Annotated in this window: 13 protein-coding genes; 8 read left to right on the forward strand and 5 right to left on the reverse strand. The window is 65.7% G+C overall.

Going from position 1 to position 17,376, the window contains the following annotated elements; genetic code table 11:
- Window positions 1–106: 106 nt before the first annotated feature.
- Window positions 107–2,170 (forward strand): putative bifunctional diguanylate cyclase/phosphodiesterase, encoded by a 2,064-nt coding sequence (locus AC06E9_RS15350; RefSeq protein ID WP_121043460.1) that lies wholly within the window; start codon window positions 107–109, stop codon window positions 2,168–2,170.
- A 128-nt stretch (window positions 2,171–2,298) separates the two neighbouring features.
- On the opposite strand, the gene cyoD is transcribed toward AC06E9_RS15350, so the two are convergent.
- From cyoD to cyoA, 4 genes are read right to left on the reverse strand one after another with little or no spacing between them, the layout of a single operon-like run.
- Complete coding sequence (cyoD, locus tag AC06E9_RS15355) at window positions 2,299–2,649, reverse strand: cytochrome o ubiquinol oxidase subunit IV (RefSeq protein WP_121043457.1); 351 nt, start codon at window positions 2,647–2,649, stop codon at window positions 2,299–2,301.
- Window positions 2,649–3,266, reverse strand: coding sequence for a cytochrome o ubiquinol oxidase subunit III (gene cyoC / locus AC06E9_RS15360; protein ID WP_121043454.1), 618 nt, complete (start codon window positions 3,264–3,266; stop codon window positions 2,649–2,651). The genes cyoD and cyoC overlap by 1 nt, the downstream gene beginning before the upstream one ends.
- Before the next feature lie 20 nt (window positions 3,267–3,286).
- A complete protein-coding gene (gene cyoB / locus AC06E9_RS15365; RefSeq protein ID WP_121043594.1) occupies window positions 3,287–5,284 on the reverse strand; it encodes a cytochrome o ubiquinol oxidase subunit I in 1,998 nt (665 codons plus the stop codon).
- 8 nt (window positions 5,285–5,292) lie between these two features.
- Window positions 5,293–6,369, reverse strand: a complete 1,077-nt coding sequence (gene cyoA / locus AC06E9_RS15370; RefSeq protein WP_121043451.1) for a ubiquinol oxidase subunit II — start codon at window positions 6,367–6,369, stop codon at window positions 5,293–5,295.
- 368 nt (window positions 6,370–6,737) lie between these two features.
- Here cyoA and AC06E9_RS15375 point away from each other — a divergent pair, with 368 nt between their 5' ends.
- Window positions 6,738–8,762, forward strand: coding sequence for an acyltransferase family protein (locus AC06E9_RS15375; RefSeq protein ID WP_478056352.1), 2,025 nt, complete (start codon window positions 6,738–6,740; stop codon window positions 8,760–8,762).
- A 76-nt stretch (window positions 8,763–8,838) separates the two neighbouring features.
- Here the strand turns inward: AC06E9_RS15375 and AC06E9_RS15380 are convergent, their stop codons facing one another.
- Window positions 8,839–9,849 carry a 2-hydroxyacid dehydrogenase gene (locus tag AC06E9_RS15380; RefSeq protein WP_121043591.1) on the reverse strand — a complete coding sequence of 337 codons (1,011 nt, stop codon included), beginning with the start codon at window positions 9,847–9,849 and terminating at the stop codon, window positions 8,839–8,841.
- A gap of 70 nt (window positions 9,850–9,919) precedes the next feature.
- Here AC06E9_RS15380 and AC06E9_RS15385 point away from each other — a divergent pair, with 70 nt between their 5' ends.
- The 6 genes from AC06E9_RS15385 to AC06E9_RS15410 all read left to right on the forward strand — a co-directional run bounded on the left by AC06E9_RS15385 (window position 9,920) and on the right by AC06E9_RS15410 (window position 17,367).
- Window positions 9,920–10,264: a hypothetical protein gene (locus AC06E9_RS15385; protein ID WP_121043588.1), complete on the forward strand. Its 345-nt coding sequence runs from the start codon at window positions 9,920–9,922 to the stop codon at window positions 10,262–10,264.
- A 35-nt stretch (window positions 10,265–10,299) separates the two neighbouring features.
- On the forward strand, window positions 10,300–11,106 hold the full coding sequence (locus AC06E9_RS15390) for an alpha/beta fold hydrolase (protein ID WP_121043445.1): 807 nt from the start codon (window positions 10,300–10,302) through the stop codon (window positions 11,104–11,106).
- Entirely contained in the window at window positions 11,103–12,437 is a 1,335-nt protein-coding gene (locus tag AC06E9_RS15395) for a GGDEF domain-containing protein (RefSeq protein WP_152153703.1), read from the forward strand. Before AC06E9_RS15390 ends, AC06E9_RS15395 begins: the two co-directional genes overlap by 4 nt.
- 76 nt (window positions 12,438–12,513) lie before the next feature.
- Window positions 12,514–13,146 carry a TetR/AcrR family transcriptional regulator C-terminal domain-containing protein gene (locus AC06E9_RS15400; protein WP_121043440.1) on the forward strand — a complete coding sequence of 211 codons (633 nt, stop codon included), beginning with the start codon at window positions 12,514–12,516 and terminating at the stop codon, window positions 13,144–13,146.
- Between the two features lie 49 nt (window positions 13,147–13,195).
- Complete coding sequence (locus AC06E9_RS15405; RefSeq protein ID WP_152153698.1) at window positions 13,196–14,296, forward strand: efflux RND transporter periplasmic adaptor subunit; 1,101 nt, start codon at window positions 13,196–13,198, stop codon at window positions 14,294–14,296.
- Window positions 14,293–17,367, forward strand: coding sequence for an efflux RND transporter permease subunit (locus AC06E9_RS15410; protein ID WP_478056353.1), 3,075 nt, complete (start codon window positions 14,293–14,295; stop codon window positions 17,365–17,367). The genes AC06E9_RS15405 and AC06E9_RS15410 overlap by 4 nt, the downstream gene beginning before the upstream one ends.
- Window positions 17,368–17,376 lie beyond the last annotated feature (9 nt).

Raw genomic sequence — 17,376 nt, forward strand, 5'->3', positions numbered from 1 at the left:
CGCGTCGCAGCAACCGAGACGCCGAGCGCCCCTGCTCAAGATTCCGGCCGCGATGCCGATACTCCGGCGGGCCACTGCCCTCCTTCAACCTTTTCCAGGCTTCTCCATGACCGGCACCTACAGCCAGAGTCTTGTCGTGTTCTCGCTGCTGGTCGCCATCCTCGCCTCGTACACCGCGCTGGACATGGCCGGTCGCCTGGCCAGTACCCGCGGCCGGGTCGCCCGCTGGTGGCTGGCCGGTGGCGCCGGTGCGATGGGCCTGGGCATCTGGTCGATGCACTTCATCGGCATGCTCGCCTTCCACCTGCCGATCCCGGTCGGCTATGACCTGGCCATCACCCTGTACTCGCTGGCGGTGTCGGTCGGCGCCTCGGCGTATGCGCTGTGGCTGGTCTCGCGTGCGCAGCTGCCGTGGTCGCGACTGTGCGCGGGCGCGGTGCTGATGGGGCTGGGCATCGCGGCCATGCACTACCTGGGCATGGCCGCGCTGGAGATGCAGCCGGGCATCGACTACGACCCAGTGTGGTTTGCCGCCTCGATCCTGATCGCGATCGGCGCGGCCGGTGCGGCGCTGTGGATCGCCTTCCGGCTGCGCCTGGAGCAGCGCCGGCCGTTCCTGCTGCGCGGGCTGGCCTCGCTGGTGATGGGCCTGGCCATCGTCGGCATGCACTACACCGGCATGGCCGCAGCCAACTTCCCCGAGGGCGCGCTGTGCGGCGCGGCCTACGGCCAGGGCATCGATACCAAATGGCTGGCCGTACTGGTGATCGTGACGACACTGGCCACGCTGGGCATCGCGCTGATCGCCTCGGTGTTCGATCGCCAGATGCGTACCCGTACCGGCCTGCTCGCCGATTCGCTGGCGCAGGCCAACGAGAAGCTGATGCAGGCCGCCCTGCACGACCCGCTGACCCAGCTGCCCAACCGCATGCTGCTGCAGGACCGGATCGAGCAGGCCATCGAGAAGGCACAACGCCGGCAGTTCAGCTTCGCGGTGATGTTCTGCGACCTCGATGGTTTCAAGGCGATCAACGATGCCTACGGCCACCAGCTCGGCGACAAACTGCTGATCCAGGTCAGTGAGCGGATCACCGCGCTGCTGCGTGCGCAGGACACGTTCGCGCGGCTGGGCGGAGACGAATTCGTCATCGTGTTCCAGGTGGAAGATCCGGAAGACGCAGCGGTGGTCGCCGAACGGATCATCGCCAGCGTGGCCGAACCGTTCGAGATCGATGCGCTGGAACTGCAGGTCAGCGCCAGCCTGGGCATCGCGCTGTACCCGGCCGATGCCACCACCGAGCGCGATCTGATGGCCCACGCCGATGCGGCCATGTACCACACCAAGGATTCGGGCCGGAACGGTTATACCTTCTTTACCCAGTCACTCAACGTCAGCGCCAACCGCCAGCTGAAGCTGCTGCAGGAGCTGCGCAAGGCGGTCAGCCGCAGCGAGCTGGTGCTGCACTACCAGCCCAAGTTCCAGGCCAACGGCAACGCGCTGATCGGGGCCGAGGCGCTGGTGCGCTGGCAGCACCCCGAACTGGGCCTGCTGTCGCCGGATGCGTTCATCCCGATCGCCGAGCGCAGCGGGCTGATCCTGTCCATCGGCGACTGGGTGCTCGACCGGGCCTGCGCGCAGCTGCGCCACTGGCACGATGCCGGGCATCCGGACTGGACGATGGCGGTGAACCTGTCGCCGCTGCAGTTCGGCTCGAGCACGCTGCTGGAGACCGTGCGCCGCACGCTGGAGAAACACGGGCTGGACCCGAAGCGGCTGACGCTGGAGGTGACCGAAACCACTGCGATGCGCGATGTGGAAGCGAGCCTGCTGATCCTGCATGGACTGACCGCGATGGGCGTGAACATCTCCATCGATGACTTCGGCACCGGCTACTCCAGCCTGCTCTACCTCAAGCGCATGCCGGCCACCGAGCTGAAGATCGATCGCGCCTTCGTGCACGACCTGGAAGACAACGCTGAAGATGCGGCGATCGTCTCCTCGATCATCGCGCTGGGCCGCTCGCTGCAGCTGCAGATCGTCGCCGAGGGCGTGGAGACCGCCGGCCAACGCCAGTACCTGAGCGACATGGGCTGCGATCAGCTGCAGGGGTACCACCTCGGGCGGCCGGTGGATGCGGCGGAGTTCATGCGGCTGGCGAAAGCAGCGTAGCGCGCGGCTCGGCGCCTCGGTTCCGGTAGCCGAGCCCCGCCGCGGCTTCTCATACGGATGCGAGGGCGAACCAAACAGAAAGGCCGCCCGAGGGCGGCCTTTCTGCGTGTGGCAACGTCGCGAAGACGTCAGTGCATCATGTGCACGTTCATGTTGTGCATGACCCACAGCGAGCCGGCGACGATGATGCCGATCACCACGACGGTGAAGGCCGCCGCGCTGACGTTCCAGCGCTGTTCCGAGGAGCGGTCCAGGTGCAGGAAGAACACCAGGTGCACCAGGATCTGCAGCACCGCGGCAACGACGATGATGACGCCGGTGGTGAAGCGCGGCAGGTCGCCATGCATGACCGCCCAGAACGGGATGATGGTCAGCACGGCGGCCAGGACGAAGCCGATCAGGTAGGACTTGACGCTGCCATGGCTTTCGCCGGCAGCGCTGTGGCCATGATCGTGTGCGTGATTGTCATGTGCGGCCATTACAGCGCTCCATTCAGATAGACGACGGAGAACACGCCGATCCAGATCAGATCCAGGAAGTGCCAGAACAGGCTCAGGCACGCCATGCGGGTCTTGTTGGTCTGGGTCAGGCCGTTCTGCTTGATCTGGATGAACATGATCAGCAGCCACAGCAGACCCGCGCTCACGTGCAGACCGTGGGTACCGACCAGCGCGAAGAACGCCGACAGGAACGCACTGTGGTCCGGACCGTAGCCCTGGTGGATCAGGTGGTTGAACTCCCACACTTCCATGCACATGAAGCCGAAGCCCAGCAGCCAGGTCAGGGCCAGCCATGCGTACATCTGGCCCACCTTCTGCTTGTGCATGGCGATCATGCCGAGGCCGAAGGTCAGCGAGGAGACCAGCAGCAGCGTGGTTTCCCAGGCGACGAAGGACAGTTCGAACAGGTCCTTCGGGCCGGGGCCGCCGTCGGTGCCGCCGGACAGCACGATGTAGGTCGCGAACAGGGTGGCGAAGATGAGGCAATCGCTCATCAGGTACACCCAGAAACCGAAGACGGTATTGCCGCCGGTGTCGTGGTGCTCGTGGTCGTCATGGCCGTGGGCCGCCGCGTGCGCGGCGTGCCCAGGGTTCATGGTGTTGGGGATAGTGGTGCTCATGCCTTCAGCTCCGATTTCACCAGGCCCTGCGCCACCAGGTGGCGACGGTGCTCATTTTCGATCCGCTCCACTTCCGCGGCCGGCACGTAGTAATCCACGTCCTTGTCGAAGGTGCGCCAGATGAAGGTGCCGATCATGCCGACCAGACCCACGATGGCCAGCCACCAGATGTGCCAGATCATCGCAAAGCCGAACACCAGGCTGAAGGCGCCGATCACCACACCGGTGCCGGTGTTGCGCGGCATGTGGATGTCGGTGTACTTGGCCGGGCGCTCCCACGCCTCACCGCGCTGCTTGCGCTCCCAGAACTCGTCCAGTTCGTTGACGCGCGGCAGCGAGCCGAAGTTGTAGAACGACGGCGGCGAAGAGGTTTCCCACTCCAGCGTACGGGCGTCCCACGGATCGCCGGTCAGGTCGGCGGTCTTCTTGCGGTCGCGGATCGACACGGCGATCTGGATCACCTGGCACAGGATGCCGGCGCCGATGATGAAGGCACCGCACATGGCGACGATCAGCAGCGGCTGGTACTCCATGTTCGGGTAGCTCTGCATGCGGCGGGTCATGCCCATGAAGCCCAGGATGTACAGCGGCATGAAAGCCACATAGAAGCCGATGAACCAGCACCAGAACGCGCGCTTGCCCCAGGTTTCATTGAGGCGGAAGCCGAACATCTTCGGCCACCAGTAGGTGATGCCGGCGAACATGCCGAACACCACGCCGCCGATGATGACGTTGTGGAAGTGGGCGATCAGGAACAGGCTGTTGTGCAGCACGAAATCGATGGCCGGGATCGCCAGCATCACGCCGGTCATGCCGCCGATGGTGAAGGTGACCATGAAGCCGATCGTCCACAGCACCGGGGTCGTGAACTGCACGCGACCGCGGAACATGGTGAACAGCCAGTTGAAGATCTTCACACCGGTCGGGATCGAGATGATCATCGTCGTGATGCCGAAGAAGGCATTGACGTTGGCACCCGAGCCCATGGTGAAGAAGTGGTGCAGCCAGACCAGGAACGACAGCACGCCGATGCAGGCGGTGGCGTAGACCATGCCCTTGTAGCCGAACAGCGCCTTGCGCGAGAACGTGGCGATGACCTCGGAGAACACGCCGAAGGCCGGCAGGACCAGGATATAGACTTCCGGGTGACCCCAGATCCAGATCAGGTTGATGTACAGCATGGCGTTGCCGCCACCGTCATTGGTGAAGAAATGCGTGCCCAGGTAACGATCCAGGGTCAGCAGCACCAGGGTGATCGTCAGCACCGGGAAGGCGGCGATGATCAGCACGTTGGTGACCAGCGCGGTCCAGGTGAAGATCGGCATCTGCATCAGCTTCATGCCGGGGGTGCGCATCTTCAAGATGGTGATGAAGAAGTTGATGCCGCTCAGCGTGGTACCCAGGCCGGCGACCTGCAGGCCCCAGATGTAGTAATCGACACCTACCCCTGGACTGTATTCCTTGCCTGACAACGGCGGGAAGGCCAGCCAGCCGGTCTGCGCGAACTCACCGACACCCAGCGAGATCATCACCAGGCCCGCGCCCGCTACGAACAGCCAGAAGCTGAGCGAGTTGACGAACGGGAAGGCGACGTCGCGTGCGCCGATCTGAAGCGGCACGACAACGTTCATCAGGCCGGTGATCAGCGGCATCGCCACGAAGAAGATCATGATCACGCCGTGGGCGGTGAAGATCTGGTCGTAGTGGTGCGGAGGCAGGATGCCCTCGTTGCCGCCAGCGGCCATCGCCTGCTGGACACGCATCATGATGGCGTCGGCGAAGCCGCGCAGCAGCATGACGAAGGCGACGATGAGGTACATCACGCCGATCTTCTTGTGGTCGACCGAGGTGAACCACTCTTTCCAGAGATAGCCCCACAGCTTGAACTTGGTGATCAGGGCCAACACCAGCAGGCCGCCGATACCAGCACCGATCAACGTGGTGATGATGATCGGGTCATGCGGAATGTCGGCAAAGGTCAGTTTACCCAACAGATTCATGGTCATTCTCCCGAGCCGTCGTGACCGGCGTGGCCGGCTGCGGCGTGCTCGTCTGCAGTGTGTGCGGCGTCCGCGGCAGCGGGCTGGTCGGCATGGACCGGCAGCTTGGCCGCTTCGTCGTGGGCTCCGCTCATGGCCTGCATGTCGTGGCCTTCATGGCTTTCGCCCTCGGCGCCGTCATGCTTCATGGCCTTGTGGTCGTGCTTCATGCCGTAGTGCTGGTTGTCGCCCATGTGCTTGGCGATGACCCAGTCGAACAGGCCGGCCTCGGTGGTGCCGTAATAGGTCACCGGGTGCCAGTCGTGGTTCTTTTCGGCCACCAGCGCAGCGAAGGCCGTCTTGTCCAGGGTCGCGCTTTCGGCACGCACCTTGGTCAGCCACTGCTGGTACTCCGCCTCGGTCACCGAGTGCGCGGAGAAATGCATCTTGCTGAAGCCCGCGCCACTGTAGTGCGAGGACATGCCCGGGAACTCACCGGTCTCGTTGGCGATCAGGTGGAGTTTGGTCTCCATGGCCGTCATCGAATAGATCATGCTGCCCAGGTGCGGGATGAAGAACGCATTCATCACCGAATCGGACGTGATCTTGAAGTTCAGCGGGGTATCCACCGGGAAGGTGATCTCGTTGACGGTGGCGATGTTCTCTTCGGGATAGATGAAGAGCCACTTCCAGTCCAGCGAGATGGCTTCGATCACCACCGGCTTCTTGTCCGAGTCCAGCGGACGGTACGGATCCAGCGCGTGCGAGGAACGCCAGGTCAGCACGGCCAGCACCAGCACGATCATGCACGGGATCGACCAGACCACCACTTCGATGGCCGTGGAGTGTGACCACTTCGGCTCATAGCGGGCCTTGGTGTTGGTCGCACGGTACTTCCACGCGAAGGTGAGGGTCATGATGATGACCGGCACGACAACCAGCAGCATCAGCACGGTCGCCGTGATGAGCAGGGTCTTCTCGTCGTGGCCGATCTGGCCCTTGGGGTTGAGGATGGCCGAGTTGCAGCCCGTCAGGAACACGGACAACGCAAACAGCAGGCCCGGACGCAGGAAGCGTCCAAGGGGTTTCAACGGAATCATCGGTCGATCCAATTGCGTAGGGAATGCCAGTTCAAGCCCGCCTCCGTCCCAGCCAAAGCCGGTGGTGCCGGTCCAAGGGGACAGGCACGAAGGACGATCATGTCAGCCTTCCAATTTTAGGCCGTCACGCATCATTTAAGAAAGGCATTGACAATGATCCGGCGCAGAAAAGGCCTGTTTTAGGCTGCGACACGTTGTCGCAGTGCGCGCAGGGCGCCCGAATCGGCACAGTTTCCGTCGTTCAGGTATAGACAATTGGGGCGTTCAGCTCATCCGTCCCGTGCCTGCATACCCTTGCTGGTAGCTCAAGTCGATTATTTTCACAACTCCAAGCTACAATCTTGACGCTTTTTTAACAGGGGACCACGATGCAACATCAGGATGCGGCAACTGCGGTTGCCGTCAAGGCGCATGGACCGTATCGCGCAGACATTGACGGGCTGCGAGCCATCGCGGTCATAGGCGTTCTGCTTTATCACGCATTTCCGAAACTCCTGCCCGGCGGCTTCGTCGGCGTGGATGTGTTCTTCGTCATTTCCGGCTTCCTGATCACCCGGGTCATCCTGGATGGCCTGGATCAGTCCCGCTTCAGCATCGGGGACTTCTACGCGCGCCGCGTGCGACGGATCTTCCCCGCCCTGCTGCTGGTCCTGGCGGCCTGCTTCGCGTTCGGCTGGAAGACGATGCTGGCCGAAGATCTCGCCCATCTGGGCAAACATACCGCCGGTGGCGCCGGGTTCGTCGCCAATCTGGTGCTCTGGAGCGAAGCGGGCTACTTCGACGCTGCCTCGGCCAGCAAGCCGCTGCTGCATCTGTGGTCGCTGGGCATCGAAGAGCAGTTTTACCTCGCCTGGCCGTTGCTGCTGTGGTCGGCGTGGCGGATGCGCCTGCCTCTGATGCCGGTCATCATCGCCACCGCCGCCGCCTCCTTCGTGGTGAACCTGCACCATCAGGGCGGTAATCCAACCGCTTCGTTCTATTCCCCCCTCTCCCGAGCCTGGGAGCTGATGATCGGTGGCATGCTCGCGCATTGGAGCTCGGCCCAAGGCGCTCGCGAGCGTACTTGGTGGGCGGCCAGGTTGAGCCATTCCGGCGTGGTGATACCTGCCGGAACAGCGGCACTGGTACGCGCCTGCGCTGCATGGGTGGGCGTGGCGCTGCTCGTGATCGCCATGCTGAGCATCCGTTCCACCATGCCCTTCCCCGGTGTACGCGCCCTTCTGCCGACGCTGGGCACCGCCCTGCTAATCGGCGCGGGCCCGTCCACGCCGGTTGCACGGTGGATCCTCTCCAGCCGCCCGTTCGTATGGGTTGGTCTGATCAGCTACCCGTTGTATCTCTGGCATTGGCCGCTGCTGACGCTGACCCGCAATGCCTACGGCGATCTGAGCAGCCTGGACCGCGCCGGCCTGCTACTGGCCAGCGTTGCTCTTGCTTGGCTCACCTGGCGTCTGGTCGAGCGGCCGCTGCGGTCGTCGCGGCACGGCGGCATCAAGGTCGCCGCGCTGCTGGTGGGCATGGCCATCATCGGCGTCCTCGGTTACAGGGCTTGGAATAACGCTGGTTATCCGTCCCGCTATCCCGAGATCATCCAGCGCGCCACCGAGTACGACCTGGAGGCCTATCGTGCTGGCCTGCGTAACCATGTCTGCTTCATGGAGCTGGGCGACAACGCCGACAAGTACGCTGCGGAATGCGTGGATCAGGGTACCAAGCCGCTTTGGGTGCTGTGGGGTGACTCGTCTGCTGCTTCGTTGTACACCGGCATCCGCGGCCTGCAGCAGCGTAGCGACCAGATGCGTCTGGCGCAGTTCACGTCTTCAGCCTGCCCGCCGATGGCCGACTTCGCGGGCACCAATCCGGCGTGTACCTATAACAACGACTGGGCCCTGGCCTCCATCGCTCGACTCAAGCCGGATACCGTGCTGATGGCCGCCATGTGGCACTACTACGACAAGGCGAATCTGCCTGCGACGCTCACTCGCCTCAAGGCTTTGGGTGTTCGTCGCGTGGTCATGCTGGGCCCGCCGCCGTCGTGGAAGGACACTCCGTCGCGGATCGTGTTCAACATCTGGCGCGATGATCCGTTGCATGCCACACCTTCGTCGCGTCTGGACTACAGCAAGTACGGCATGGGCCAGGGCGACCACGCGACCGGAGCTGCCGACTACCGGACCGCCACGGCCGAGGAGCTTATGCGCCAAATTGCCAAGCAGACCGGCGTGGAATATATCTCGCTGACCGAGGTACTGTGCAACGACGATGGCTGCCTCACGCGCTCGGATTCAAAGAGCGGTGAAACGTTCTATCTGGATATCGTCCACCTTACGCCGGCAGGCTCCCATTTCACCTTGGAGCTGATTGAAAAGCAGCTGCTGCAGGGCTCGCCCTGACCGCAGCTGCGAACGCGACAGGTGTCAGAACGCACGCGGCCGCCCCGTCACTGGGGTGGCCGCGTGCGTTTGGGGGTTACCCGCCGGGCGGTGGTACGAGATTCGGGCACCGCGTACCAGTGGCGTATTGCCCCAGGTTGCGCAGCGTGATCGCCGAGATCTCCTGCAGCGCCTCCACCGTGAAGAAGCCCTGGTGCCCGGTCACCAGCACATTGGGGAAGGTCATCAGGCGCTGGAACGCGTCATCGTCGATGATCTCGCCAGACCGGTCCTGGAAGAACAGCCCGCTCTCCTGCTCGTACACATCGATGGCCAGATGCCCCAGGCGGCGCGACTTCAGCGCGCGGATCACCGCATGGGTATCCACCAGCCCGCCGCGCGAGGTATTGACCAGCATCGCCCCGGGCTTCATCCCGGCAAGTGACGCATCGTCGATCAGGTGATGGGTGTCCGGCGTCAGCGGGCAGTGCAGCGAGACGACATCCGAGCGGGCGAGCAGCTCATCCAGCGCCACCGACGTGCCGATCGCGGCGAAGGCCGCCGACGGATACGGATCGTGGCCCAGCACGGTGCAGCCCATGCCCTTGAAGATGCGGGCCGTGGCCAGGCCGATCTGCCCGGTGCCGACGATGCCCACCGTCTTGCCATGCAGCGTGCGGCCCAGCAGGCCATCGAGCATGAAGTTGCCCTCGCGCACGCGGTTGTAGGCACGGTGGGTCCGGCGGTTGAGCGTCATCACCAGCGCCAGCGCGTGTTCGGCCACGGCCTCCGGCGAATACGCGGGCACGCGGGCCACGAACAGGCCCAGCTGCCCCGCCGCCGCCAGGTCGACATTGTTGAAGCCGGCGCAGCGCAGCAGGACCGCACGCACGCCCATCGCGTGCAGCGCCTGCAGTACCGGGGCATCCAGCCGGTCATTCACGAACACGCAGACCGCCTCGCAATCCTGCGCCAGCGGCGCGGTATGCAAATCCAGCGCGGCATCGAAGTACAGACATTCGAACGGCTGCCCTGCCCCGCGGCGCTGGTTGGCCTCATCGAGAAACTGCTGGTCGTACGGGCGGGCGCTGAATACTGCGATCTTCATGAGGGTGATCCCCGGGAGTTCGAGCATGACGATACCGCAGTACACTCCGGCCAACTGCCTGGAGCCTGCCGTGTCCCTGACTGCCCGCCTTCTCCGCTGGACCGCCACGCCGATGGGCCGGCGCACCCTGTTCGCGCTCACTGCCGCGATCGTGACCCTGATGGCCTGCAATCCACTGCTTGCACCACTGCTGCCCGTGGTGGATGCGCTGGGGCTGGATGTGCTGGTCCTGCTGATCGGTGCCCAGGCAATGACATTGTTGCCGTGGGTGCGGCTGCATGGCGGCCGTATCGCCCGCGTCGCCGCCCGTTTGCTGCTCGGTGCGCTCACAGGGGCCATCGCAGGTTTCATCGGCGGCTATCTGCGGCAACTGGTCTTCGGCACGGGCGCGCGTTGGACCCGCGCGCGCCCGTGACCTAGTATTCGGCCCTTGCAGGACGCCATGGGTGGATGTGCGTGGAAAGTTTCGAGCGGTTCAACGGGCGCCGTACCGGTGCGGGCAAATCAGTCGCGATCCTGTCACACGGCTTTGGTACCGATCAGACCGCATGGAACGCCCTGCGCCCCTGGTTTGAAGCACGCTTTGATGTGATCTCCTTCGATCTCGCCGGCTGCGGTCCGCACGGTGCGCAGACCTACGATTTCGAACGGCACGGCTCGCTGTTCGGCTATGCCGACGATCTGATCGACATCCTGGACGAACTGGACGTGCGTGACTGCACCTACATCGGCCACTCGATGAGCGGCATGATCGGCGCGGCCGCCGCCGTTGCACGGCCGGAGCTGTTCGAGCGCCTGGTCATCATCGGTGCGTCGCCGCGCTATCTCGACGACGCCGGCTACACCGGCGGTTTCAAGCCGCAGGACCTGGAGCAGCTGTTCGAGAGCATGCGTGCGAACTACCAGGCCTGGATCGCCGGTTTCGCCCCGATGGTCGTCGGCGTGGAGGACAGCGCGGTTGTCGCCGATTTCTCCAATACCCTGTTCCAGATGCGCCCGGACATCGCACTCAACACGTCGCGCACGATTTTCACCTCCGATCTGCGCAGCCTGGCCGCGCGGGTTTCACGCCCGGTCCACCTCATCCAGACCGCACACGACGTGGCGGTACCGGTTGCCGTCGGCCACTGGCTGGCCAACGCGATCGAGGGCGCCACCCTGGATGTGATCGATGCCTCAGGGCATCTTCCGCACATGACCGCGCCGGATGACGTCATGCGCATCCTCGAACAGCGACTGGCAGGCACCGCGTTGTGACCACGTCCGACAGTGACGCGCTGGCCGCCCTGTGCCAGTTCGCCCGCCTCGCCTCCCACGCCGACCTGGTGATGGCGGTGGAAGTGGACGCCGGCGGCCGGGCGACCTGGGCGGTCTCGGCCCCGGCACTGCCCTCGCCGAGCTTCAACCTGGCACGCAGCGGCATCCTCGAGTGCCGCTGGAACGGCGAAGCCATGGACGCGGCGGGGTTCAGGCTGCCGACGGCGATCATCCATGCCCTGGAAGGCCTCCCCGCCCACCTGCTGTACGTCCCGGCGCCTTCGCACGGGGCGCCGCTGAGCGGCCTGCTGCTGGTTTGGCGAAGCGCCCCTGCGCCCGCAGCGTTGACGGCGCAGGTGCCGCTGTTGGCAACGAGCGTGGCGCGGCTGTTGTCCGCGCGGCGGGAAGCCGCACGCGGCGCCATCGTCCGCAATCAGTTCCTCGATCTGTTTGAAAGTGTGCCCGCGGGCATCGTCCTGATCGATGGCGATGGCGTAGGTGCTGCGGTCAACGAGCACGCAGCGGAACTGCTGGGTTGCACGGCAGGTGATCACCGCGCCGCGGATCTCGCCGGCCCGATGCGCGCCCTGCGCCAACGGTGCGACAACCATGGCGAACTGGAGCTGGCCTACAGCGCCCAGATCAACAACGACCAGTTCGCGGCCAAGCAGAACTGGACACTGGGCGAACGCACCTTCGAGGTGGATACCCACCCGGTGCGCGGCGACGGCGCACATGGGCGCATCTGGCTGTTCACCGATGTCACCGCCGATCTGCTGATGGCCGCCGAGCTGCGCCGCCTCGCCTCCTCCGATCCCTTGACCGGCGTGCCCAACCGCCGTCATTTCGAAGAATGCTCGGCCCAGATCATCGCCGCGCGCGAAGCCAACGGCCGCGCCGTCGCGGTACTGATGGTGGACGTGGATCACTTCAAGAAGATCAACGATACCTACGGCCATCCGGTCGGCGATGAAGTCCTCAAGGTGGTCGCCAAGCGCTGCCGGGACGCCCTGCGGGAGCGCGATCTGTTCGCCCGCTTCGGCGGCGAGGAGTTCATTGCCCTGCTGGCGGCGTCCGCGGTGGACGAGATCCCCGCCGCCGCCGAACGGCTGCGCAGTGCGGTGGCGTCCGAACCCATCCTCGTGGGCGGCGAGCGCATTGCCGTCTCCGTCAGCGTCGGTGGCGCGATCGGCGAGGCGCTGCCGGGCGGCGACCAGCGGCTGCTGGAGGCGCTGATCGCCCGGGCGGATGAGGCGCTGTACGACGCCAAGACGAGTGGCCGGAACCGGGTCCGGATGGCGGCGCTGCAGGCCGACCTGATCGACCTCTGAGGCACGCGGGCGGCACTTGCCCGCGCCAGCCTAACACTGTTAGATTCGCCCCCTAACAACGTTAGGCCAGAGCACAGTGCGCCAACCCATCGCGCGGGAAAACATCGTCGAGGCGGCCTTCCGGATCCTCGACGAGGCCGGCCTGGAGGGTATTACCCTGCGCAAGGTGGCCTGCTCGCTGGGCATCCGGGCGCCCTCTCTGTACTGGCACTTCAAGAGCAAGCAGGCGCTGATCGACGCCATGGCCGACGCCATGATCGGCGACGTCGCCCGTACGATCCCCGCCGGGCAGCCATGGCGGCAGACCCTGCTGCAGATCGGGCGCGAGTTCCGCCTGGCCTTCAAGGCCCGCCGTGACGGTGCGCGGGTGTATGCCGGCACCTTCCTGGCGACCGAGAACGTGCTGCGGGTGGGTGAGGCCAGCATCGCCGCGCTGATGGGCGCCGGCGCGCCGGCACGCTTTGCCGCGACCACCTCGATGGACCTGGTGTACTACACGATGGGCTTTGTCATCGAGGAGCAGTCCTGGCCCGGCGACGGCAGCATGGAGGCGCTGGGTGAGGCGTTCATGGCGCTGGCCGAGGCCCGCTTTCCCCATTGCTGGCAGGCCCGTGACGTGTGGAGCGAGGTCGATTTCGACGCCCGCTTCGAGCAGGGGCTGGGCCTGATGCTGGATGGCATCGCACTGCGCCTGTCCCGCGAATCCTGATTGCCCCCTTCCTTTCTTTTCCCGCTGTTCCGACCCGGAAAGCCACTCCATGCGTGCACCCTCCTTCCGCAGTTTCTCCCTGATCCTGGTCGCTGCGCTGCTGTCCGCGTGTGGCGGCAAGGACGACAAGGCCTCGGCCGACGCCGCCGCTGCCAGCTCGGCGCTGCCGGTCTCGCTGGCGCCCGCGCAGCAGCAGACCATGGCGCGCACGGTGCTGGTTTCCGGGCCGGTCACCGCCTACGAGGAAATGCAGCTGGGCGTGGAGATCAGCGGCCAGCGCGTGACCGCGTTGCTGGTGGACGTGGGGCAATGGGTCACGCAGGGCCAGGTGCTGCTGCAGGTGGACCATCGCACCCTGGACAGCGAGCTGGCGCAGGCCGATGCCTCGTTGCGGCAGGCGCAGGCCTCGCAGGAGCTGGCCCGCATGAACTACGAACGCAGCGCCAAGCTGGCCGCCCAGCAGCTGATCAGCGAAAGCAGCCTGGATGAGCTGCGTGCCTCGCGCATCAATGCCGAAGCGCAGACCGCCACCGCCCGTGCCGCGCGCGACGCCGCCAAGCTGCGCCGCGATTTCGCCGACCTGCGCGCGCCGGCCGACGGCCTGATTTCCAAGCGCCTGGTGCAGCCAGGCCAGGTGGTCTCCGCCGGTACCGAGCTGCTGCGCCTGATCCGCGATGGCCGCCTGGAATGGCGCGCGGAGCTGCCGGAAAACCAGCTGGCTGATGTCGCCGTCGGCAACACCGTGGAGCTGCCGTACGGCGGCCAGGTGGTCAGCGGCCGCATCCGCGCGGTCACCCCGGGTGTCGATGGGCAGACCCGCACCGGCACGATCTACGCCGACCTGCCCACGCCCGGCCCGCTCAAACAGGGCATCTATGTGGATGGCCGCATCGTCACCGGCGACGGCCAGGTGCTGACCATCCCGACCGCAGCAATCGTGCAGCGCGATGGCCACAACTACGTGTTCACCGTGAACGACACACAGCAGGCCACCCGCCACCGCGTCAGCACCGGCCAGGCCGTCAAGGGCCGTACCGCGATCCTTGAAGGATTGAAGGCGGGCGATCAGGTGGTGGTGGATGGCGCCGGCTTCCTCGGTGAGGGCGACCGCGTGCGCGTGGTGGCCGATGCCAAGGCCGCCGCCCGATGAACATCTCTGCCTGGGCGATCAACCGCCCGTTGCCTGCGCTGCTGATCTTCTTCGCGCTGTGCGTGGCCGGCCTGTGGGGTTTCCATCAGCTGCCGGTAGCCCGCTTCCCGGACATCGCCTTCCCGATAACCACCGTCACCGTCACCCAGCCGGGCGCATCGCCGAGCCAGCTGGAAGCGGAAGTGACCCGCAAGGTCGAGGACTCGGTTGCGACGGTCAACAACGTCAAGCGCGTGATGTCCTCGGTCAGCGAAGGCGTCAGCACCACCACCATCGAATTCCAGTTGGAAGCCGATCTTGCCACCGCGCTGGATGACACCCGCGACGCAGTCACCCGCATCCGCACCGACCTGCCGCAGGACATCCAGGAACCGGTGATCTCCAAGGTCGATATCGGCGGCTCGCTGATGACCTACGCGCTGGTCGCCCCGCACATGACCACCGATGAAGCCAGCTGGTTCGTCGACCGTGACATCTCACGTGCGATGTACGGCGTGCCCGGTGTGGCGCGCGTCACCCGCGTGGGCGGCGTGCAGCGCCAGGTACGCGTGGATCTGGATCCCAATGCCCTGATCGCGATGGGCATCACCGCCGGCGATGTATCGCAGCAGCTGGCCCGCATCCAGGTGGAGCGTGCCGGCGGCAAGACCGAGGTCGAGGGCGCGCAGCAGACCATCCGCACGCTGGGCACCGTCGGTGACGCACAGGCGCTGCGCGACTACTCCATCGCCCTGCCGGACGGGCGCGCCGTGCGGCTGTCCACGCTGGCCACGGTCACTGATGGCGCTGCCGATCCCACCGAGGCCGCCCTGCTGGACGGCAAGGGCGTGGTGGCGTTCTCAATGTCGCGCACCCGCGGCTCCAGCGAGGTCAAGGTGGAGGCCGGCGTGCATGACGCGCTGGACAAGATCAAGGCCGAGCATCCCGGCATCGACTTCCGCCTGGTCACCACGGCGATCGATGAGACGCACCGCTCCTACGATTCCTCGATGACCATGCTCTGGGAAGGCGCGCTGCTGGCGCTGCTGGTGGTGTGGCTGTTCCTGCGTGACTGGCGCGCAACGTGGGTGTCCGCGTTGGCGCTGCCGCTGTCGATCATCCCGACGTTCGCGGTGATGTACTTCTTCGGCTTCACCCTCAACATCATCACGCTGCTGGCGCTGTCCGTGGTGGTCGGCATCCTGGTGGACGATGCGATCGTGGAGATCGAGAACATCGTGCGCCACCTGCGCATGGGCAAGCCACCGCTGGAAGCCGCACGCGAGGCCGCCGGCGAGATCGGCAACGCGGTGATCGCCACCTCGCTGACGCTGGCCGCCGTATTCGTGCCGGTGGCCTTCATGCCCGGCATCGCCGGCAAGTTCTTCCGCGAATTCGGCTGGACCGCTGCCACCGCCGTGCTGTTCTCGCTGCTGGTGGCCCGCCTGCTCACCCCGATGATGGCCGCCTACCTGCTCAAGCCGCACGGCGAGGAGAAGCCGGAATCCAAACTGATGACGTGGTACCTGGGCTGGGTGGACGCCGCCCTGCGCTATCGCGGCCGCACCCTGTGGCTGGCCACCGGGTTGTTCGTCGCGTCACTGGCGCTGGTGCCGTTCATCCCGGCCACCTTCATCCCGCAGTCCGATCTGGGCCGCAGCAACCTCAATCTCGAACTGCCGCCGGGCACGCGCCTGCAGGAAACCGTGGCCGTCGCCGAACACGCGCGCGGGCTGCTCAAGGACATGCCCGAACTCAAACAGGTCTATACCGCGGTCGGCAGCGTGCTCGACCTGGGCGATCCGGGTGCGACCGGCGTCGGGGAGCCGCGCAAGGCGACCCTGGTGCTCGACTGGGGCAGCGCCGACGGACGCGACCGCGACCAGCGCGTGCTGGAACGTGAGGCGCGCGAGCGCCTGGCCGATCTGCCCGGCGTGCGCGTCAGCTATGTCAGCTCCGAGCCCGGCAACCTGCTGCAGTTGGTGCTCTCCGGTGACGACCCGCAACGCCTGCAGGATGCCGCCACCGCACTGGAACGCGACCTGCGCGGTATCCAGGGCCTGGGCAGCGTCACCTCCACCGCCTCGCTGCTGCGCCCGGAACTGCAGATCGTGCCGAATCCCGCCCGCGCCGCGGACCTGGGCGTCGCAACCGCCGACATCGCCGAAGCCGCCCGCATCGCCACCGCTGGCGACTACGAACAGCGCCTGGCCAAGCTCAACCTGCCCGACCGCCAGGTACCGATCCGGGTCGGCTTTGCCGAAGCCACCCTGGCCAACCCAGGCTTGATCAGCCAGTTGCGCGTGCCCGGCCGCAATGGCCCGGTGCCGCTGGCGGCGGTCGCCGATATCCAGCAAGGCAGCGGCCCCTCGCAGATCTCGCGCTACCAGCGCCAGCGCAACGTGACCCTCACCGCCGAACTCAACGGTCGTCCGCTGGGCGATGTGATGACCGAGGTGCAGGCCCTGCCGGGCGTCAAGCAGCTGCCGCCGGGCGTGACCTTCCTCAACACCGGCGATGCGGAGGTGTTCGTCGAGTTGTTCATCGGCTTCATGCTTGCGATGGCCGCCGGGTTGATCTGCATCTACATGGTGCTGTTGCTGCTGTTCAACCACGCGCTGATGCCGGTCACCATTCTGGCTGCGGTGCCGCTGTCTGCCGGCGGCGCGTTCGGCGCGCTGCTGATCACCCAGAACATGCTCTCGCTGCCGGCGCTGATTGGCCTGCTGATGCTGATCGGCATCGCCACCAAGAACTCCATCCTGCTGGTGGATTACGCGGTGATGGCCGAAGACGAGCACGGCATGAGCCAGCACGACGCGCTGATCGATGCCTGCCGCAAGCGTGCACAGCCGATCATCATGACCACCCTGGCAATGGGCGCGGGCATGATGCCGATCGCGCTGGGCTTTGCCGGGGATTCCAGCTTCCGTGCGCCCATGGCGATCGCCGTGATCGGGGGCTTGATCACCTCCACGCTGCTGAGCCTGATCGTGATTCCCGCGGCCTTCACCGTGGTGGATGATGCGGGGAATTGGCTGTCGCGGAAGTTCCGGCGGCGGTCTTCGCATCCGGTGCACCCAGCAGGCTGATCGCCTCGA

The organism is Stenotrophomonas sp. Steno-Z10-BAI (assembly GCF_056393115.1).

Coding starts and splice junctions, on each gene's coding strand:
- AC06E9_RS15350 (WP_121043460.1), top strand. CDS start 107: ATGACCGGCACCTACAGCCAGAGTCTTGTCGTGTTCTCGCTGCTGGTC.
- cyoD (WP_121043457.1), bottom strand. CDS start 2,649: ATGGCCGCACATGACAATCACGCACACGATCATGGCCACAGCGCTGCC.
- cyoC (WP_121043454.1), bottom strand. CDS start 3,266: ATGAACCCTGGGCACGCCGCGCACGCGGCGGCCCACGGCCATGACGAC.
- cyoA (WP_121043451.1), bottom strand. CDS start 6,369: ATGATTCCGTTGAAACCCCTTGGACGCTTCCTGCGTCCGGGCCTGCTG.
- AC06E9_RS15375 (WP_478056352.1), top strand. CDS start 6,738: ATGCAACATCAGGATGCGGCAACTGCGGTTGCCGTCAAGGCGCATGGA.
- AC06E9_RS15380 (WP_121043591.1), bottom strand. CDS start 9,849: ATGAAGATCGCAGTATTCAGCGCCCGCCCGTACGACCAGCAGTTTCTC.
- AC06E9_RS15390 (WP_121043445.1), top strand. CDS start 10,300: ATGTGCGTGGAAAGTTTCGAGCGGTTCAACGGGCGCCGTACCGGTGCG.
- AC06E9_RS15405 (WP_152153698.1), top strand. CDS start 13,196: ATGCGTGCACCCTCCTTCCGCAGTTTCTCCCTGATCCTGGTCGCTGCG.
- AC06E9_RS15410 (WP_478056353.1), top strand. CDS start 14,293: ATGAACATCTCTGCCTGGGCGATCAACCGCCCGTTGCCTGCGCTGCTG.